General features: G+C 70.4%; 19 protein-coding genes. 17 read left to right on the top strand and 2 right to left on the bottom strand.

The genetic code is table 11. From position 1 onward, the window contains the following. Window positions 1-65: 65 nt before the first annotated feature. The 14 genes from AC2XR2_RS09155 to AC2XR2_RS09090 all read left to right on the top strand — a co-directional run bounded on the left by AC2XR2_RS09155 (window position 66) and on the right by AC2XR2_RS09090 (window position 14,111). Entirely contained in the window at window positions 66-995 is a 930-nt protein-coding gene (locus AC2XR2_RS09155; RefSeq protein WP_449350043.1) for a slipin family protein, read from the top strand. A 170-nt stretch (window positions 996-1,165) separates the two neighbouring features. Next, window positions 1,166-1,321, top strand: a complete 156-nt coding sequence (locus AC2XR2_RS09150) for a hypothetical protein (RefSeq protein ID WP_330267916.1) — start codon at window positions 1,166-1,168, stop codon at window positions 1,319-1,321. Beyond that, window positions 1,314-1,721 (top strand): phage tail termination protein, encoded by a 408-nt coding sequence (locus AC2XR2_RS09145; protein ID WP_491514763.1) that lies wholly within the window; start codon window positions 1,314-1,316, stop codon window positions 1,719-1,721. Before AC2XR2_RS09150 ends, AC2XR2_RS09145 begins: the two co-directional genes overlap by 8 nt. Window positions 1,722-1,797: 76 nt before the next feature. Next, window positions 1,798-2,373, top strand: a complete 576-nt coding sequence (locus tag AC2XR2_RS09140; RefSeq protein WP_280852410.1) for a phage tail tube protein — start codon at window positions 1,798-1,800, stop codon at window positions 2,371-2,373. 37 nt (window positions 2,374-2,410) lie between these two features. After that, window positions 2,411-2,701 (top strand): hypothetical protein, encoded by a 291-nt coding sequence (locus AC2XR2_RS09135; RefSeq protein WP_330267918.1) that lies wholly within the window; start codon window positions 2,411-2,413, stop codon window positions 2,699-2,701. Between the two features lie 435 nt (window positions 2,702-3,136). Then, window positions 3,137-3,829, top strand: coding sequence for a hypothetical protein (locus tag AC2XR2_RS09130; RefSeq protein ID WP_491514762.1), 693 nt, complete (start codon window positions 3,137-3,139; stop codon window positions 3,827-3,829). 30 nt (window positions 3,830-3,859) lie between these two features. Further along, a complete protein-coding gene (locus AC2XR2_RS09125; RefSeq protein ID WP_491514761.1) occupies window positions 3,860-5,059 on the top strand; it encodes a phage tail protein in 1,200 nt (399 codons plus the stop codon). Continuing rightward, entirely contained in the window at window positions 5,056-5,916 is an 861-nt protein-coding gene (locus AC2XR2_RS09120; protein ID WP_491514760.1) for a phage distal tail protein, read from the top strand. The genes AC2XR2_RS09125 and AC2XR2_RS09120 overlap by 4 nt, the downstream gene beginning before the upstream one ends. Before the next feature lie 37 nt (window positions 5,917-5,953). Beyond that, window positions 5,954-7,051 carry a hypothetical protein gene (locus AC2XR2_RS09115; protein WP_491514759.1) on the top strand — a complete coding sequence of 366 codons (1,098 nt, stop codon included), beginning with the start codon at window positions 5,954-5,956 and terminating at the stop codon, window positions 7,049-7,051. A gap of 25 nt (window positions 7,052-7,076) precedes the next feature. After that, window positions 7,077-8,078 carry a hypothetical protein gene (locus AC2XR2_RS09110; RefSeq protein WP_491514758.1) on the top strand — a complete coding sequence of 334 codons (1,002 nt, stop codon included), beginning with the start codon at window positions 7,077-7,079 and terminating at the stop codon, window positions 8,076-8,078. Continuing rightward, on the top strand, window positions 8,078-9,199 hold the full coding sequence (locus AC2XR2_RS09105) for a phage tail family protein (protein WP_491514757.1): 1,122 nt from the start codon (window positions 8,078-8,080) through the stop codon (window positions 9,197-9,199). The genes AC2XR2_RS09110 and AC2XR2_RS09105 overlap by 1 nt, the downstream gene beginning before the upstream one ends. Before the next feature lie 34 nt (window positions 9,200-9,233). Further along, the gene (locus tag AC2XR2_RS09100; protein ID WP_491514756.1) at window positions 9,234-9,425 is read left to right on the top strand and encodes a hypothetical protein; all 192 of its coding nucleotides are present in this window, start codon (window positions 9,234-9,236) and stop codon (window positions 9,423-9,425) included. Window positions 9,426-9,543: 118 nt separating this feature from the next. Then, window positions 9,544-13,146 (top strand): DNA polymerase III subunit alpha, encoded by a 3,603-nt coding sequence (locus AC2XR2_RS09095; RefSeq protein WP_491514755.1) that lies wholly within the window; start codon window positions 9,544-9,546, stop codon window positions 13,144-13,146. Further along, entirely contained in the window at window positions 13,143-14,111 is a 969-nt protein-coding gene (locus AC2XR2_RS09090) for a DNA polymerase Y family protein (RefSeq protein WP_381299380.1), read from the top strand. Before AC2XR2_RS09095 ends, AC2XR2_RS09090 begins: the two co-directional genes overlap by 4 nt. A gap of 30 nt (window positions 14,112-14,141) precedes the next feature. Here AC2XR2_RS09090 and AC2XR2_RS09085 read toward each other — a convergent pair whose 3' ends face one another. After that, on the bottom strand, window positions 14,142-14,516 hold the full coding sequence (locus AC2XR2_RS09085; protein WP_330267928.1) for a cupin domain-containing protein: 375 nt from the start codon (window positions 14,514-14,516) through the stop codon (window positions 14,142-14,144). 84 nt (window positions 14,517-14,600) lie between these two features. Between AC2XR2_RS09085 and AC2XR2_RS09080 the strand changes: the two genes are divergently transcribed. Both AC2XR2_RS09080 and AC2XR2_RS09075 read left to right on the top strand, forming a co-directional pair. Then, window positions 14,601-15,047, top strand: coding sequence for a MarR family winged helix-turn-helix transcriptional regulator (locus AC2XR2_RS09080; protein ID WP_491514754.1), 447 nt, complete (start codon window positions 14,601-14,603; stop codon window positions 15,045-15,047). Window positions 15,048-15,219: 172 nt separating this feature from the next. Then, window positions 15,220-16,083 (top strand): esterase/lipase family protein, encoded by an 864-nt coding sequence (locus AC2XR2_RS09075; RefSeq protein WP_381299382.1) that lies wholly within the window; start codon window positions 15,220-15,222, stop codon window positions 16,081-16,083. 56 nt (window positions 16,084-16,139) lie between these two features. Here the strand turns inward: AC2XR2_RS09075 and AC2XR2_RS09070 are convergent, their stop codons facing one another. Continuing rightward, window positions 16,140-17,132: a lytic polysaccharide monooxygenase auxiliary activity family 9 protein gene (locus tag AC2XR2_RS09070; protein ID WP_491518423.1), complete on the bottom strand. Its 993-nt coding sequence runs from the start codon at window positions 17,130-17,132 to the stop codon at window positions 16,140-16,142. A 152-nt stretch (window positions 17,133-17,284) separates the two neighbouring features. Between AC2XR2_RS09070 and AC2XR2_RS09065 the strand changes: the two genes are divergently transcribed. Beyond that, the gene (locus AC2XR2_RS09065) at window positions 17,285-17,734 is read left to right on the top strand and encodes a GNAT family N-acetyltransferase (RefSeq protein ID WP_491514753.1); all 450 of its coding nucleotides are present in this window, start codon (window positions 17,285-17,287) and stop codon (window positions 17,732-17,734) included. Window positions 17,735-17,752: the final 18 nt, after the last annotated feature.

The raw sequence follows: 17,752 nt of genomic DNA, 5'->3' as shown, positions 1-17,752 counted from the left end.
GTACATGCCGGAGTTACCGTCGAAGTACACACCTTGAGCACCTGGTTCGGACCCTGGGGGTCGCGATGGTCGAGGAGCTGGTTGCGGCGGGCGTGACACTCGTGTCCGCCGGAGCGGTGTACGCGATGGCGGCCGCGCGGGTCGTCAAACAGTACGAACGGGGCGTGGTCTTCCGCCTCGGCAGGCTGCGGCCGGACGTGCGGGGGCCGGGCTTCACCATGATCGTTCCGGGCGTCGACAAGCTCCGGAAGGTCAACATGCAGATCGTGACCATGCCGGTGCCCGCGCAGGAGGGCATCACCCGGGACAACGTCACCGTGCGGGTGGACGCCGTCGTCTACTTCAAGGTGACCGGGCCGGCCGAGGCGATCGTGCGGGTGGAGGACTACCGGTTCGCGGTCTCGCAGATGGCGCAGACGTCGTTGCGGTCCATCATCGGCAAGAGCGAGCTGGACGATCTGCTGTCCGACCGCGAGAAGCTCAACCAGGGGCTGGAGTTGATGATCGACAGTCCCGCGGTGGAGTGGGGGGTGACCATCGACCGCGTCGAGATCAAGGACGTGTCGCTGCCCGAGACGATGAAGCGGTCCATGGCCCGGCAGGCGGAGGCGGACCGGGAGCGGCGGGCCCGGGTCATCAACGCGGACGCGGAGCTCCAGGCGTCGAAGAAGCTGGCCGAGGCGGCCAAGGAGATGTCCGAGCAGCCGGCCGCGCTGCAGCTGCGGCTGTTGCAGACGGTGGTGGCGGTGGCGGCGGAGAAGAACTCGACGCTGGTGCTGCCGTTCCCGGTGGAGTTGCTGCGGTTCTTGGAGAAGGCGCAGCAGGGGGTTGGTGGGGGGTCCGGGGTTGTGCAGCAGCCGGTGCCGCAACCGGTGCAGCAGTCGGTGTCGCAACCGGTTGAACAGCCGGTGCAGCAGTCGGTGCAGGAGCAACTTCCGTCTCCTCCGCCTCGATGGGATGCCGCTTCAGGAGGGTCGGTTTCAGGACAGGACTAGACCTCGTGCGGTCGCTCGTCATCGTTATCCGTTCGAGACCTCAAGTTGCTCACGTCGCGCTTGGGGCGGCCGTTACATTTGCGGTCCTTGGGGCGCCAACTTCCTTCTGACCACGGGCAGTTGATCACCCAGCAGCTTGCTTCGCAGCCGATCGTTTCGGGGGAAACGCCGTGCAGAAGATCCAGTTGACCTATTGGTGGAACGGGCACGAGCCCGGTGACGTCGTGGACGTCGACGACCTGGCCGCCCGGGAACTCCTCGGTGTCATCGCACGGCCCGCGGAGGGCATCGAGGACTCCGCAGACTCCGCCCACTCCGATGAGTGAGCCGTACATCACCTTCCCGGACGTGGAGCAGCTGGTCGTCGACCTGCTCAAGGACCGCAGCGAGCTGTCCGGCGTGGTCGTCGACGTCGCGCCGCCCTCCGGCTTCGACGGCTCGCAGCGCGCCGTACTGGTCTCCCGGATGGGCGGTGCCTGGTCGGAGGATCCGCGGCTCGACAATCCGCTGGTCGACCTGGAGGTGTACGGCCCCTCCAAGGCCGCGGCCCACACCGTCTCCCTCGTGGCCCGTGCCCTGATGCTCCAGCTCAGAGGCGTGCGCCACGGCGGGGCCACCGTCGTGGACGTCGTCGAGGAGGACGGGCCGCGCTGGCTGCCCGACTACCGGCACGCCGGCGCCAACCGCTATGTCTCGACCACCCGCCTGGTGGTCCGCCCGGCCTGAACGGCCGTACGCCCGGCGTGACTTCGCCGTACTCCCACATCAGCACGTCATGTCCATCTCCCAGCAAGGAGCAGTGATGGCCGGAACGAACGCCAAGGAGATCCGGGTCGCGGGCAGTGGCCGTGTCCTCATCGCCCCGCTCGCCACCGCACCGCCCGCCGACACCGCCGCGGCGTGGGGTGCCGGGTGGAAGGACCTCGGCTACACCACCACCGACGGGGTCAAGATCTCCAAGAAGGACAAGCTGGACCCCGTGGACACCTGGCAGAGCGTCAGCTCGGCGAGGTTCGTCTACTCCGACCGCGACCTCAGCTTCAAGTTCCAGCTCCTCCAACTCAACGAGGACACCCTGCCGTTCTTCTTCGGCGGCGGGCAGGTGAAGGAGACGGCGACCGGGTCCGGGCTCTACAAGTACGAGCTGGCGGCCGAGCCGAAGTTCGACGAGCGGATGCTCGGGCTGGAGTTCGTGGACGGCGACGAAGTCAAGTACCGCATGATCGTCGCCCGCGGACAGGTGACCGAGACGGAGGAGCTCGCTCTCGTCCGTACCGCTCCCGTGAAGCTCGGCGTCACCTTCACCGCGCTGGCCACGGTGGACGGCGCCCCGCTGGCGACCTTCCTGATGAAGGACCCGAGCTTCAGCGCGGCCTGACCCTTTCGTACCTCTCGTAGCAAGGAGCTCCACCGACATGGCCCCCTTCAACGTCAACGCCGCCCGTGCCCAGCGACTCGAAGCGGTCGGGAAGAACTGGGAGTTCGAGGTGGACGGGGATGTGTTCCACCTGCCCACCGAGTTCCCGCGCGGTATCGCCAAGCAGATCGCGGCGCTGGACGACAACGACATCGACGGGCTGCTGGCGCTGCTGCTCGGAGCGGAGCAGTTCGAGCGGTTCTGCAAGTACGACACGAGTGTCCAGGACGTCTCCGCGATCCTGGAGGCGTACGGGAACGACACCGGCATGTCGTTGGGGGAAGGCTGAGCCTCGGCGCGCTGGTCGACGAGCACGCCGAGGCTCTGGAGGCGGATCTGCTCCGCCACTACGGGGTCGACCTCCTCGACTGGCACCGGGGCCGGCTCTCCTCCCGCCGTCTGCGCGTCCTGGTCGAACACCTTCCCTCGGACTCGTCCTTCGCCCGAGCGGTCCACGGCGAACAGGCGGACTGGACGGTGACGGACCATCTGCTGGCGGCGGTCGTCGACCATCTGGCGGTCGCCAACTGGATGTTCGCGACGGTCCATCGGGACGAGGACGCGGAACCGGCGGAGTATCCGGAGCCTCTACCACGTCCGGGGGGTGGTCCGACTCCGACTGACACTCCGCTCGCCGACCTCTCGTCTGCCGGAGAGGGACGCGCCGCGAGCCCGGTCGAGATCGTGGCGTTCTTGAGTTCGCCCGGTTGAGAGGGAGTGGAACATGACCGTGCCGATTGACCCAATGTGGCCCGTCGAAATGGCGAAAAGGCTCTTCGACCAGGAACTGGGCAAGGCGAGAGCGACGCTCAATGAGCTGGCTCGGGCGGCTGTCAAAAAAAGCTTTGAAACAGAGGCGGTGATCGCCGCAGGGCCTGCCAAGGCTGAGGCGCTCGGAGTTTTCACCGCGGTCAACGCCGCAAAGCTGGAGTTGAACCTGTGGGATCCAGGAAAAAAGATCCAGGAAGCCTACGACAATCTCCTGCGGGACCGGAGGCTGAAAAAGGAGGGGGCTGGCTACAGATCGGCCGACCTGGCCCCGGAGGCCCTGCTCGGGCGGATCCGCTCCACTGAGGGGATCGTGGCCGGCCTCAAACGCCAGATGACCGCCGCCGCGGAAACGAGAATGAGTGACATCCGGCAGGACGCCGCTCGGAGACAGCGGATTCTAGGAGTCGTCCGTAGGGCCGTCGTACGGATAGCGGCACTCGAACGTCGAGCGACGAGGACCACGGAGAGCGCGGCGAAGGGCGCGGCGGATACGAGAGCACTGCAGGCGCAGGCTAACAAGCTCCAGAACCAGGAGCGGAATCTGCGCCAGGCTTTGAGGCAGCTGAGCCTTGCCCTCAAGGGGGCGAATCCGGACATGCGTAACTTCGAGACAAAGCTGTTGGAGATCAGGCGCAGTCTCACCTGATTCCTGTCCATCCGAAGGGAGGTGCGGAGGATGAGAGCCGCACTGGTACAAGCCACTGGCGCGCTCACCCGCTTCCGGACCGCACTGACCCAGACGAGTGCGGCCGGAAGCCGACTGCGCACCGCTGCGACCGGGGCCGGTAGTTCGGTCGACCGGCTCAAGAACTCGGCCACTCAGGCGAGTACCGCCACCAGCCGGCTGCGGACCGGGGCCACTCAGGCGAGCGCCGGGCTGAACCAGGTGCGGACCGCCGCCACCCGGGCCGCCGCCGACGTGCAGCGGGCCGGGCGGAGTGCGGCCTCGGGTGGTGGGCTGTTCTCCCGGTTCAGTCAGGGGCTGCGTACCGCCACCACCGCCCAGCGCGGGCTCAACACCGCCATGAAGGCCAACATCCTCGGCGCCATCCTCGCCCTCATCATGCCGCTCATCACCAAGCTCATCGACATGGCGATGCAGTCGAAGACCGTGCAGGCCGTCATGCAGGCGGCGTTCAAGATCATCGGGCAGGTGGTGGGGACGGTCATGAAGGGGGCGTCGGTCGCCATCAACTGGCTGATCGACGCCGGGAAGAATGTCGTCAACTGGCTCAAGGCCAACTGGCCGTTGCTCGTCGCCATTCTCACCGGCCCCGTCGGCATCGCCGTGCTCGCGATCGTCAAGCACTGGGACAAGATCAAGGACGCGGTCGGCTCGGTGCGGGACTGGATCGTCGACAAGTGGAACGCCGTCGTCGACTTCCTGCGGGGGGTGCCCGGGAAGATCTGGGGCTTCTTCGCCGAACTCCCCGACAAGCTCATGCACTTGGGCGGCGATCTGATCCAGGGCCTCATCAACGGCATCAAGAACTCCGCATCCGCCCTTCTCAACACCGTGAAGAACTTCGTCGTCAACACCATCCCCGGACCCATCCGCAGCATCCTCGGCATCGCCTCCCCGTCCAAGGTGATGATGGGCTTCGGCGGGGACGTCGGAGAAGGGCTCGCCCTCGGCATGGAGGGCGCCGGGAACCGGGTCGCCGGCGCCGCCGGGCGGCTGGCCACCGCCACCGCGCGGAGCGTCATCGGCCCCGGTTACAGCCTCGCCGGAGTCGCCGCCGGGGCGGCACCCCGGGCCGGAGCCGCCCCCGCGAGCGGGCCCGTCACCGTCAACGTGCACCCCCGCCCCGGCCAGTCCGAGTACGAGATCGGCCGGATCACCGCCCGCGAACTCGCCTGGGCGGCCAAGCGATGAGCGGCCGCCAGCTCCAGCAGCCGGTGTTCGAGGTGGACGGCTGGGCCGGGAACACCGTCGACGACGACGGCGTCGAGTGGTGGGTCACCAGCGAACAGGGCTGGGCCGCCACCCCGCCCGTCCGGCTCACCCTGACCGACCGCCCCGAGCGGCACGGCGCGTTCGACGCGCCCTCCTACCGGGGCCCTCGCGTGGTCACTCTGGAGGGCATGGCCATCGCCCCCGAACGCGCCGTACGGGAAGCGGCGAAGGACCGGCTGGCCGCCGTACTCGCCGACGGCAGCACGCTGTTGCCGCTCGTCGTCACCGAACCGCACCGCGTACGGCGGGCGTTGGTCCGCCTCACCGCCGAGACGAAGATCGCCGACCGCAAGTCCGGTGTCTTCGAGTTCTCCCTGACCATGACCGCGCCGGACCCGCTGCGGTACTCGTACGGGCTGAACACCAGCACCTGCCCGCTGCCCTCCTCCAGCGGCGGAGTCTCCTTCCCGCTCTCCTTCCCGCTGGACTTCGGGTCCGGTTCCTCCGGTGGCCGGCTGCTGCTGGAGAACAAGGGCACCGTGCCCACCTGGCCGGTCTGGCGGATCAGCGGGCCCTGCGTCCAGCCGGTGATCAGCAACACCGCGACCGGTGAGGAACTCGCTTTCGAACTCACCCTCCAGAACGGCGAGTTCCTCATCGTCGACACCGACGCACGCTCGGTCCTGCTGCAGGGCACGGCCTCCCGCCGGGCAACGCTGCTGCCCGACTCGGACTGGTTCCCGCTCCGGCCGGGCGCGACGCCCGTACTCTTCCGCGCCCGCGACTACGAACCGGCCGCCCGGTTGACCGCGGAGTGGCGCGACGCCTGGCTCTGACCCGCCCGCCCTCCGCTACCAGAAGGAACGCACCCGCATGGCTGACCCTGTCCCCGAAGACCTCGAGCGTGACTCCGGATGGCTCTCCGGCGGTGTCGTCGACGCCAATGACGCGCGGCTCGCCACCGGCGTGTTCGCTTCGGCGGCGACCGACTCCACCAACCCGATCGCGGCCCGCACGGGCATCAAGCCCGGCCCCGGCAACCCCGGCGGCGTCGAGGCGGAGGCGACCCCCTCGCGCAGTGTGAAGGTCCAGCCCTTCCAGGGGGTCCTGCAGGGCACCCGTGCGTCGTACGCGGGCGCGTACCTGATCACGCTCGGTCGGATGAAGACCCTCGACGTGCTCACCGCGGCCCCGGCCCACTCCTCCTACGCCCGGATCGTCCTCGTCGTGGCCCGGCAGACCGACCGGCAGTACGGCGACGCGAGCGACGGCATGGTGGTGCAGGTGGCGGCCGGGGCGCCCGCGCCGACGCCGGTCGCGCCGAGGCTCAGCGACGACTTCCTGCCGCTCGCCGAGATCACCGTGCGGCCCAACGCGGGGTCCATCACCCAGGCGGACATCAAGGACCTGCGGGTGTTCACCGTGGCCACGGGCGGAGTACTGCCGGTGCAGACCCACGAGTCGCTCCCGGCGAACGGCTACGCCGGACAGCGGCTGTACGACGTCAGGACCGGCCTCGACCTGGTCCGTACGGGCACGGCCTGGCGGCCGGCGGCCACGGGGGCGGTGGAGTTCTTCGGGCCGGCGGACCCGGGCTGGCCGCAGATCGGCGGCTCGGCCGAAGCCACCGGCTACACCTTCAACCAGGTCACCGTGCCCACGGCGCCGTACCCCCGAATGCTGCTGATCACAGGGCAGATGTACGCGGTGACCTCGGGCCCCGACGAGCGGTGGGACCACGTGGTGCGCAAGCAGGACGGGACGGCCTTGTCCCTTGCCTGTTTCCACGGCGGTCCCTCGAGGATCACCACCAGCGTCGCCCAGGGGCACTACCTGCTGCCCGCCGCTACCAAGCTGGTGCTGACGCAGTACGTCGCCCGGGGCGGCGGCATGACGACCGGTGCCTGCAGGGTGGGCTCGGACGCCGCGCTCTACACCGGCCTGCGTGTGATCGCGTTCCCCGTCCCGTGACACTCCGACCGGAAGAGGCATTCTCATGAGCACGCCGACCCCAGAACGCGACTCCGGCTGGATCTCCGGCGGAGTCGTCGACGCCGAGGACGCCCGGCTGGCCACGGGCGTGTTCGCCGCGCCCGGTCCGAGCCCGGTGCAGGCCCGCAGCGGTGTCCGGCCCGCCACCGGGGACCCCGGCCGGGTCCAGGCCACCGCCACCGTCTCCGGGAAGGTCACCGTCGCTCCCTTCCAGGGCGTGATCCAGGGCACCCGGGCCAGCGCGACCGGCGCCTACCTCGTCACCCTCGGCCAGCAGAAGACCCTCGACGTCCTCGGCACGAACCCGGCCGACTCCAGCAACCCGCGCAACGACCTGGTGATCGCCCGGCAGCGTGACGCGCAGTACGGCGACGCCAGCACCGGCATGACCGTGGAACTCGTGAAGGGAACCGCCGCCGCCACCCCCGTCGACCCCGCGGTGACCGGCGACTTCATCCCGCTCGCCCGGATCAGGGTCGCGAAGAACGCCTCCTCCGTCGCCGCCGCCGACATCGACGACCTGCGCCCGTGGACCGCGGCTGCCGGCGGCATCCTGCGGGTCTGGGGCGAGGGCGGCCGGCCCACGTACCCCTACTCCGGCATGTACATCCACCGCTGGGACACCAACCACCTGGAGTGGTACGACAGTACGGCGGGCTGGCGGGCGGTCAACAACGACACCGGCTGGACCACGCTCACCTTTCCCGCCAGTTGGACCGTGTACAACAACGAGCCACCGGCCGTGCGCAGGGTCGGTGCCGTCGCCTACCTGCGCGGCGCGATCCGCACGAGTGTCGCCCAGTCGGCCAACCCCACGACCATCATGACCCTCCCGGCCGCCTTCCGCCCGGCGGTACGGCACCACTGGTACGTGGTGCTCGGCGGTACCCGGACGGGCGTGGAGGGCATCGTCGACCCCGACGGCAGCCTGAACCTCTACCCGCAGAACGACCCTCTGACCGCCGGCCAGCTGGTCTACATCAACACCACCTGGCTGGTGGGCTAGTGGCCGCCCGACCGACCCGCTACACCTACTACACCGCCGACCTGGCCACCGGCGTCATCACCGACGAACTGCCGCTGTACGACGTCACGTTCAGCACCGAGCTCAACGAAGCCGGCGAGTTCCGCGCCCGGTTGCCCCTCGGTGACCCGCGGATCACCGTCCACCGCCCCCGCGAACTCACCGAACCGGGACGCGCGGCCCTCTACGTCGAGCGGGACGGCGTGCTGGTGTGGGGCGGGGTGGTCTGGACCGTCAAGTACACCTCCGCCGACCAGCACCTGGAGATCGGCGCGGCCGGTTTCCTCTCCTACTTCGACCACCGGCGCGTCCTGCCCGCCGACTTCGACCCGGCCAACCTGGCCTCCGCCCACGTCTCCTTCACCGACCGCGACCAGAGCGACATCGCCCGCGCCCTCGTGGCCTTCGCCCAGGAGCACCCCGACGGCGACATCGGGGTGCGCCCCGAGTCCACCGCGCCGTCTGGCATCACCCGCACCCTTCTCTACCCCGGCAGCGATCTCAAGAGCACCGGCGAGGCGCTGCGTGAGCTGGCCAGCCTGGAGCACGGCCCCGACTTCGTCATCGACATGACGTACGGCAGCGACGGCCGCCCGGTGCGCAGGCTCAGGGTCGGCACCCCGCAGCTCGGCCGGCAGGGCACTCCGCACGTGTGGGAGTACGGCGCCAATCTCATCGGCTACGCCTGGCCGGCCGACGGCGCCTCCACCGCCACCCGGGTCTTCGCCCTCGGGGAGCAGGGCGAGAACGGCCAGCTCGTCGCGGTCGCCGAGGACGCCGGCACCGGGCGCCCGCTGACCGAGACCGAGGTCTCCTACGTCCATCTCACCGACGTGGACCTGCTGCGCTCCCAGGCCAGGTCGGCCCTCGCCGCGGTCTCGGCCCCCGTCGTCCTGCCCGAGCTGACCGTGCGCGCCGACCTGGATCCGGTGCTCGGGTCCTACCAGGTCGGCGACGACGCCCTCGTCGTCATCAAGGACGTGTTCTTTCCCGAGGGTGCCCGGTTCGGTGTGCGCATCACCGGGATCGAGGTCACTCCGGGCAACGACGCGGGCGAGGAACAGGTCCAGCTGACCGTGACACCCGCCACCGGGACCCCCTGAACCAACCGGCACCCCCTGAACCAGAGGAGCACCCGTGACCAGGATCAACCGCCCCGACACCCTGCTGACCGAGCTGCGCGACATCAAGCGCCGCCTGCACGCGCTGGAGACCGCGCAGCGCACGACGGCCACCTCCCGCCAGTCGGCCGTCACGGCCGAGAACGGCACCGAGGAGCCCCCCGGGACGGACACCGCCGGACCCGTCCAGCCCCGCCCCGGCAGCTAGGCCGACAACCGTTTCCGCAGGTGGGGGACGGTCCCGCCGCTGTCGTACGCATGTTCGAGTTTTGGTTTATGGTGGAGGAGAGGCGATAGGGAACTGATGTTCGATGCGGGAGGTGTGGATGGCCGGGTTCACTCATCTGCACACCGTCTCCGGGTTCTCCCTGCGCTACGGCGCCTCGCACCCGGAGCGCCTGGCCGAGCGCGCCTCCGAGCGGGGGATGGACGCCCTCGCCCTCACTGACCGGGACACCCTCGCGGGGTCGGTCCGGTTCGCGAAGGCCTGTGCGAAGGCGGGGGTGCGGCCGTTGTTCGGGGTGGGGCTGGCCGTGGAGGAGATCGAGCCCGTACGGCGGGAGCGGCGCCGTGCGCCCGTGCGCGGAGGCGCCTTCGTCGACGAGTCGGCTCCCCGGGTCACCTTCCTAGCCCGGGACGGCGCCCACGGCTGGGCCGACCTGTGCCGGCTCGTCACCGCGGTGCACTCCGAGAAGGGGGCGGAGGGCCCGCCCCTGCTTCCCTGGGAGGAGAACCGGGGGGACGGGCTGACCGTGCTGCTCGGGCCCGCCTCCGACGTCGGCCGCGCTCTCGCCGCCGGCCGTCCGGACCGGGCCGCCCGGCTGCTGGGCCCCTGGCGGGAGGTCTACGGTGACGCCCTGCGGCTGGAGGCCGTCTGGCACGGGAGGAAGGGCACCGGTCCGGGCTCCCTGCGGCTGGCCGCCCGTACCGTCGGCTTCGCCGCCGAACAGCGGATCCGGCCCGTGCTCAGCAACGCCGTACGGTACGCCGACGCGGGCCTCGGCCCGGTCGCCGACGTGCTGGACTCCGCCCGCCGGCTCGTCCCCGTCGGCGCCGTCAAGGAACTGGACTCCGGTGAGGCCTGGCTCAAGGACGCCGGTGCCATGCTGGCGGCCGCCGAGCGGATCGTCGAGGCCGCGGGCTTCCGGCGCGACACCGCCCACCGGCTGCTGGAGCAGACGCAGGCGACCGCGGCCGAGTGCGTCGTGGACCCCGAGGACGACCTCGGCATCGGCACCGTCCACTTCCCCGAGCCGCATCTCGTCGGTGCGGGACGCCGTACCGCCCAGCGGGCCCTGGCCTCCCGGGCGGCGGCGGGGATGGTGCTGAAGGGGTACGCGGGCAGAGGGGCGTACTGGGAGCGGATGCACGACGAACTGGACATCATCGCCCACCACGGCTTCGCCTCCTACTTCCTGACGGTCGCTCAAGTCGTGGACGACGTACGGGACATGGGGATCCGGGTGGCCGCGCGGGGTTCCGGGGCGGGGTCGCTGGTCAACCATCTGCTCGGGATCGCGCACGCCGACCCCGTCGAACACGGGCTGCTGATGGAGCGGTTCCTGTCCAAGCGCCGGCTCGTCCTGCCCGACATCGACATCGACGTGGAGTCCGCGCGCCGGCTGGAGGTCTACCGGGCGATCATCGGGCGGTTCGGCAGCGAGCGGGTGGCCACCGTCGCCATGCCGGAGACGTACCGGGTGCGGCACGCCGTCCGGGACGTGGGGGCGGCCCTGTCCATGGACCCCGCCGAGATCGACCGGATCGCCAAGTCCTTCCCGCACATCCGGGCCCGGGACGCCCGTGCGGCACTGGCGGAGCTGCCCGAACTCAAGGCGCTCGCGGGGGAGAAGGACCGGTACGGGAAGCTGTGGGAGCTGGTCGAGGCCCTCGACGCCCTGCCGCGCGGAGTCGCCATGCACCCGTGCGGGGTGCTGCTCTCCGACGCGTCCCTGCTGAGGCGGACGCCGGTCATGCCGACCAGCGGCGAGGGGCTGCCCATGTCGCAGTTCGACAAGGAGGACGTCGAGGACCTCGGGCTGCTCAAGCTCGACGTGCTCGGCGTGCGGATGCAGTCGGCGATGGCGCACGCGGTCGCGGAGGTGGAGCGGGGCACGGGCGAGCGGATCGACCTGGACGCGCTGGCGCCGGGCGATCCGGCGACGTACCAACTCATCCGGTCCACCGAGACGTTGGGGTGCTTCCAGATCGAGTCGCCGGGGCAGCGGGACCTGGTCGGACGGCTCCAGCCGGCTACTTTTCACGATCTCGTCGTCGACATCTCGCTGTTCCGGCCCGGGCCGGTCGCCGCCGACATGGTGCGGCCGTTCATCGAGGCCCGGCACGGGCGGGCGCCCGTCCGCTATCCGCACCGGGACCTGGAGGGGCCGCTGAAGGAGACGTACGGGGTCGTCGTCTTCCACGAGCAGATCATCGACATCGTCGACATCATGACCGGGTGCGGGCGCGGCGAGGCGGACCGGGTGCGGCGCGGGCTGTCCGAACCGGAGTCGCAGGGGCGGATCCGGTTCTGGTTCGCCCAGCACGCGGCGGCGAACGGCTACAGCGCGGAAACGATTCAGCGCACCTGGGAGATCGTCGAGGCCTTCGGGTCGTACGGCTTCTGCAAGGCGCACGCGGTCGCCTTCGCCGTACCCACGTACCAGTCGGCGTGGCTGAAGGCGCACCATCCCGCCGCCTTCTACGCCGGGCTGCTCACCCACGACCCCGGGATGTACCCGAAGCGGCTGCTGCTGGCGGACGCGCGGCGGCGCGGGGTGCCGATCCTGCCCCTCGACGTGAACGAGTCGGGGGTCGCACACAGGATCGAACTGGTGTCTGATAAACCTTCGGTGTGGGGTCTGCGACTCGCCCTCTCCGACGTGTACGGCATCAGTGAGACCGAGGCCGCGCGGATCGCGGAGGGGCAGCCTTACGCCTCGCTGCTGGACTTCTGGGAGCGGGCACGGCCGAGCCGGCCGGTGGCCCAAAGGCTGGCCCAGGTCGGCGCGTTGGACTCCTTCGGCGCCAACCGGCGTGATCTGCAACTGCACTTGACCGAGCTGCACCGGGGCGGCCGGGGCGCGGGCGGTGGGCAGCTCCCGCTGGCCGGCGGGCGCAGGACCGCCCCGGCCGGGCTGCCGGACCTGTCCTCCGTGGAGCGGCTCAGTGCCGAGCTGGGGGTGCTGGCGATGGACGTCTCACGCAATCTGATGGACGACCACCATGATTTCCTGCGGGAGTTGGGCGTGGTCGGCGCGCGGCGGCTGCGGGAGGCGCGGCACGGGGAGACCGTGCTCGTCGCGGGGGCCAAGGTGGCCACCCAGACCCCGCCGATCCGGTCCGGCAAGCGGGTCATCTTCACCACCCTGGACGACGGCACCGGCCTGGTCGACCTCGCCTTCTTCGACGACTCGCACGATGCCTGCGCGCACACCGTCTTCCACTCCTGGTTGCTGCTGGTGCGCGGAGTGGTGCAGCGGCGCGGACCGCGCAGCCTCAGCGTGGTGGGCGCGGCCGCCTGGAACCTCGCCGAACTGGTCGAACTGCGGAACGAGGAGGGCCTCGACGCGGTGGCGGCACGGCTGGCGGAGCCGGTCCCGGTGCCGGGGGCAGGGCCGGGTTCGGAAGGGGCCGGCGACGAGAACGGGGTCGGGGCGGGAGGGAGGGCCGGGGATTCCTCGGGAGGGCCCACCGGCGATCGGGCAGAAGGGCCGGCCGGGGATCCGTCGGGAAGGCAGGACGGAGATCCGCCGGGCAGGCGGGCCGGAGACCCGGCGGAAAGGCCGGTCGGCGATCCGACCGGTGGGCGGCGAATCCAAATGCCGACGGGATACGAACTGCATCCGTGGGCCGATCTGCGGCCGGCGGGTCAAGAGGCTTCACAGGTACGGAAGTTGTGGCACCAGAGTCCGGGGAGTGCGGGATGACCATCCTCTGCGTACGTTTCCAGCTGCCGCCGACGCGGGAGGCGGCCCTGCCCGAACTGCTCGGCCTCCTCGAGGAGTTCACGCCGGTCGTCGAGGCGCTGCCACCGGACGGGGCCCTGGCCGATCTGCGGGGCGCCGAACGGTACTTCAAGCGCGACGCCGTCGAACTGGCCTCGGTGATCCGGGTCCGCGCCCTCGCCCTGCACGGAGTGGACTGCGCGATCGGCGCCGGACCCGGACCGATGCTGGCCCGCATGGCGCTGAAGGACGCCCGGCCCGGACTGACCCGGACGGTCCCCGAGGGCGCGGTGGCGGACTTCCTCGCCGGCCGGCCCGTCGCCGCACTCCCCGGCGTCGGCACCGCGACCGCCCGCGTGCTGTGCGAGTACGGCCTCGACACCCTGGACCGGGTCGCCGCCGCACCCCTGTCCACCCTCCAGCGCCTGGTCGGCGCCAAGCCCGGCCGCGAGCTGCACGAGAAGGCGAACGGCGTGGACCGCGGCCGGGTGGTCCCGAACGGCGTCTCGCGCTCCCTCGCCACCGAACGCCCCTTCACCCGCGACGAGTTGGACCCCGACCGACACCGCCGCGCCCTGCTCTCCGCCGCCGAGGAGCTGGGCACCAGGCTGCGCGCCCTCGACAAGGTCTGCCGCACCCTGACCCTCACCGTCCGCTACGCCGACCGCACCGCGACCACCCGCAGCCGCACCCTCGGCGAGCCCACCGCCCACTCGGCGGCCCTGACCAGGGCGGCCTACGGCATGTACGAGGCGCTGGGCCTCCAGCGCGCCCGGGTCCGCTCCCTCGCCCTCCGGGCCGAGGGCCTGGACTCCGCCGAACAGGCCTCCCACCAGCTCACCTTCGACCCCACCGACGAGAAGCTCCGCCGTATCGAGGAGGCCGCGGACCGCGTCCGGGCGAAGTTCGGACCGCTGGCGGTGGTGCCGGGGACCCTGGCGGCGTAGGGGCAGTCACCTCTGGGAGCCCGCGTGAGGTCAGTTGGCCCACGGCGGGGTGATGCGGGTGCCGTCGGCCAGTTCCGCCTCCAGGCCGATGGAGGTGGTGACCCAGGTGAGGGCGGTGTGGTCGGTCGGGTTCTCGACGCTCAGGGTCGCGCCCGGGTTGATGATCGCCGTGTCGCCCGCGGTGAGCCGGTGAGTGGTGCCGTCGAGGGTGATCAGGAGTTCGCCGATGAGCAGATGGAAGATCTCCTCGCGGTTGACGGTGTGAGCCGGTGCCTTCGTCCCGGCGGGGATCTCGCCGCGCCAGGCGCACAGCTCCCTGCTGCCGGTGAGGGGAGTGGCGTACGAGACGAAACGGGCGCCGTGGATCTCGTGGGTGACGGCTTCGGACGAGTGGACTACGGGCATGCGGGCCTCCGTGATCGAAGAGGGTCGAAGGATGACCTCAGATGGTCAAGCAACTTGAACAAGTAGCTTGACTATAGTGCCCTCATGCAGAACTCCGAAGCCCTTTTTCTGACCTCCGCCCTGCTCTCCGCCGCGAGCGATCTGACCCGGCGCATCAATGACGGGGTCGTCGCTCGTGGATTCGAGGGCGTGCGCCCCGCCCACGGCTTCGCGTTCACGCGGCTCGCGCCGGACGGGGCCACGGTCACGGAGCTCGCCGGGCATCTCGGGGTGACCAAGCAGGCCGCCAGTCAGCTGGTCGACGAGATCGTGCGCAAGGGGTACGCCGAGCGGCGACCGTATCCCGAGGACGCGCGGGCCCGGCTCGTCGTGCTGACCGAGCAGGGGTGGGCCTGCACCCGGGCGGCGGAAGAGGCCGCCGCGGAGGCGGTCGCGGCGTGGGTCGATGTCATCGGCGAGGGTGAAGTGCGCGCGTTGTGCCATCAATTGGGGCGCATTGCCCCCTATGGTCCCATCAGGCCAGCCTGGTGACGGTTCATCAGCGGATACACCCGACGCGGTTATCGCTGGAAGTTTTTACTGACGCGTAACTTCACAAGCGAACTACTCGTCCGTAACTTTCGAATTGAACAGCATCCTTCGTGATCCGGATCACAGGGCGTAAGGCCATCGCAACTCCCTTGAGCCGCAAGGAGATCACCCGATGCTGCCCTGGAAACGACTGCTCAGACCCCTCGCCGCCGTACTCCTGACCGCCGCGGTCGCCGTCGTCCCCGCCGCCGGCACCGCCCAGGCGGCCACCGCCCCCAGCGCCGGCTGGAACGACTGGTCCTGCAAGCCCTCCGCCGCCCATCCCCGTCCCGTCGTCCTCGTGCACGGCACGTTCGCCAACTCCGTCGACAACTGGCTGGCCCTCGCCCCCTACCTGGAGAACCGCGGCTACTGCCTCTTCTCCTTCGACTACGGCCAGTTGTCCGGGGTGCCCCTGATCTACGGCCTCGGTCCCATCGACAAGTCGGCCGAGCAGCTGAAGACCTTCGTCGACAAGGTGCTCGCCGCCACCGGCGCCACCGAGACCGACCTGGTCGGTCACTCGCAGGGCGGTCTCATGCCCCGCTACTACCTGAAGTTCCTCGGTGGCGCCGCCAAGGTGAACGCCCTCGTCGGCATCGCCCCCGACAACCACGGCACCACCCTGTCGGGGCTGACCAACCTGCTGCCGTACTTCCCGGGTGTCGGGGACTTCCTCAGCACCAACACCCCCGCCCTGGCCGACCAGGTCGTCGGCTCCGCCTTCCTCACCAAGCTCAACGCGGGCGGCGACACCGTCCCCGGCGTCAAGTACACCGTCCTCGCCACCAGGTACGACGAGGTCGTCACGCCGTACCAGAGCCAGTTCCTCAGCGGATCCGGCGTCCACAACGTCCTGCTCCAGGACCTGTGTCCGCTCGACCTCTCGGAGCACGTGGCCATCGGCCTGTTCGACCGGATCGCCTTCCACGAGGTGGCCAACGCCCTCGACCCGGCCCACGCAACCGCCACCACCTGTGCGTCGGCGCTGAGTTGAGCGTCGCCGGGGCCTGTCCGGCCTGAGCCGCCGGTCAGGCCCCGGAGTTCATCGGATCAACGGCCGCGCCGTCCAACCTGGTTCACCGCACGCCTGCGCACCGAGCCGAACAGGATCGCCGCGCCGGCCGCGAGGGTGGCGGCACCGCCCATCGCGAGGTACGAGGTGCTGGTGTCGCCGCCGGTCTCGGCGAGGTTCTGCGAAGTCCCCGCCGCCTGCACGTCGTTGGCCGGCAGACTCGCCGTCTCCTGAGCCGTCTCCTGGGCCGTCGGCTGGGCCGACGTACCTGCGTCGTCGTCACCGTGCCCGTGATGCTCGACCGTCGACTTGTCGGTGCTGCCCTCGATCTGCTCCTCGGAGGGCGCGGAGGCGCTCGGCGCCGGAGTCGAACTGCCCTTCACGGCCCCGGAGCCGCCCCCGAACGTCACGTCCGAGCAGGAGTAGAACGCCTCCGGGCTGTCCGAGCGCTGCCAGACTGCGTACAGGAGCTGCTTGCCCGAGCGCTCCGGGAGCGTGCCCGAGAACGTGTAGAAGCCGCCCGAGGCGACCGGGTCCGTGGCCGTCGCGACCGGGTGCGACAGGTCCAGGTCGTCCCAGGCCAGCGGCTGCGCGGGGTCGTAGCCCGGCTTGGTGAGGTAGATCGTGAAGGTGCCCTTGTGCGGGGCGGTCACGCGGTACTTGAAGGTGTACGACCCGCTGCGCACGCTCGTCGCCGGCCAGTCGGCGCGGGCCAGGTCCAGCCCCTTGAACTCGTCGTTGTTCGCGCTGCACAGCCTGCCGTCCGGGATGAGCTCCTGGTGCCGTCCGCCCGCGTCGCCGATGCGGATGCCGTTCCAGTCGTAGAGCGCCTGGGTGCCGCCGCCCGCGACCGCCGCCCGGCACGCGTCGGACTTCGGGCTCTCCGGGCCCTCCGCGTAGCACTGCGAGACCCGGCTGACCGGGTCGCCCAGCGAGCCGTGCGCGGCCGCGGGCGCGGTGGCCAACGCCGTCAGGGCGAGCGGGGCCAGTCCGACGGCGGCGGCTGCGGCGGCCTTGCGGCGTGCGGGCAGGCGTGCGGGCATGGGGGATCTCCTCGGAACCGGAACTGATGGGTGCCGGATCAAAGAAACCGTGAAATCCCCAGCTTGTGACGGCCGCTGACGATCTTTATGGCTGTCTTAAGGGACTGCTGAGACGGAGATCAGGTAGGTAGCGTGCGGGCATGACGAACGAGGAGATCAGGCCCGCCGGGACAGCCGACGTGCCGGCCGTGAAGGCCGTGACCGACGCCGCGTACGAGCACTACATCGAGCGCATCGGGCTGGTGCCGCAGCCCATGCAGCGGGACCACGCGGCGAACGTGGCCGCGGGGCAGGTGTACGTCACCGGTGACCCCGTGGTGGGGCTTGTGGTGGTGGAGGAACGCGCGGACCATCTGTACCTCGACAACATCGCCGTCCGTCCCGAAGCCCAGGGGCAGGGAGTGGGAGGACGGCTGCTGCGGTTCGTCGAGGCACACGCGCGTGCGCGGGGCCTGCCCGAGGTCAGGCTCTACACCAACGCGATGATGTGGGAGAACCAGGAGATCTACCCGAAGTTCGGTTATGAGGTCGTGGAACGGCGAGTGGACGGGCCCTATGACCGCGTCCACTACCGCAAGCGACTGGTCTGACACGGAGCATGCCTGCCG

It is taken from the genome of Streptomyces sp. LS-MS-L19 (genome assembly GCF_058382285.1).
Note: the sequence above shows the minus strand (reverse complement) of the source record. Positions and strands in the feature narration are given on the sequence as shown.

What these genes read in the sequence shown, in the direction of transcription:
- AC2XR2_RS09155 (WP_449350043.1), top strand. Translation starts at nt 66, where the DNA reads ATGGTCGAGGAGCTGGTTGCGGCGGGCGTGACACTCGTGTCCGCCGGA.
- AC2XR2_RS09145 (WP_491514763.1), top strand. Translation starts at nt 1,314, where the DNA reads ATGAGTGAGCCGTACATCACCTTCCCGGACGTGGAGCAGCTGGTCGTC.
- AC2XR2_RS09140 (WP_280852410.1), top strand. Translation starts at nt 1,798, where the DNA reads ATGGCCGGAACGAACGCCAAGGAGATCCGGGTCGCGGGCAGTGGCCGT.
- AC2XR2_RS09135 (WP_330267918.1), top strand. Translation starts at nt 2,411, where the DNA reads ATGGCCCCCTTCAACGTCAACGCCGCCCGTGCCCAGCGACTCGAAGCG.
- AC2XR2_RS09130 (WP_491514762.1), top strand. Translation starts at nt 3,137, where the DNA reads ATGACCGTGCCGATTGACCCAATGTGGCCCGTCGAAATGGCGAAAAGG.
- AC2XR2_RS09125 (WP_491514761.1), top strand. Translation starts at nt 3,860, where the DNA reads ATGAGAGCCGCACTGGTACAAGCCACTGGCGCGCTCACCCGCTTCCGG.
- AC2XR2_RS09120 (WP_491514760.1), top strand. Translation starts at nt 5,056, where the DNA reads ATGAGCGGCCGCCAGCTCCAGCAGCCGGTGTTCGAGGTGGACGGCTGG.
- AC2XR2_RS09115 (WP_491514759.1), top strand. Translation starts at nt 5,954, where the DNA reads ATGGCTGACCCTGTCCCCGAAGACCTCGAGCGTGACTCCGGATGGCTC.
- AC2XR2_RS09110 (WP_491514758.1), top strand. Translation starts at nt 7,077, where the DNA reads ATGAGCACGCCGACCCCAGAACGCGACTCCGGCTGGATCTCCGGCGGA.
- AC2XR2_RS09095 (WP_491514755.1), top strand. Translation starts at nt 9,544, where the DNA reads ATGGCCGGGTTCACTCATCTGCACACCGTCTCCGGGTTCTCCCTGCGC.
- AC2XR2_RS09090 (WP_381299380.1), top strand. Translation starts at nt 13,143, where the DNA reads ATGACCATCCTCTGCGTACGTTTCCAGCTGCCGCCGACGCGGGAGGCG.
- AC2XR2_RS09085 (WP_330267928.1), bottom strand. Translation starts at nt 14,516, where the DNA reads ATGCCCGTAGTCCACTCGTCCGAAGCCGTCACCCACGAGATCCACGGC.
- AC2XR2_RS09080 (WP_491514754.1), top strand. Translation starts at nt 14,601, where the DNA reads ATGCAGAACTCCGAAGCCCTTTTTCTGACCTCCGCCCTGCTCTCCGCC.
- AC2XR2_RS09075 (WP_381299382.1), top strand. Translation starts at nt 15,220, where the DNA reads ATGCTGCCCTGGAAACGACTGCTCAGACCCCTCGCCGCCGTACTCCTG.
- AC2XR2_RS09065 (WP_491514753.1), top strand. Translation starts at nt 17,285, where the DNA reads ATGACGAACGAGGAGATCAGGCCCGCCGGGACAGCCGACGTGCCGGCC.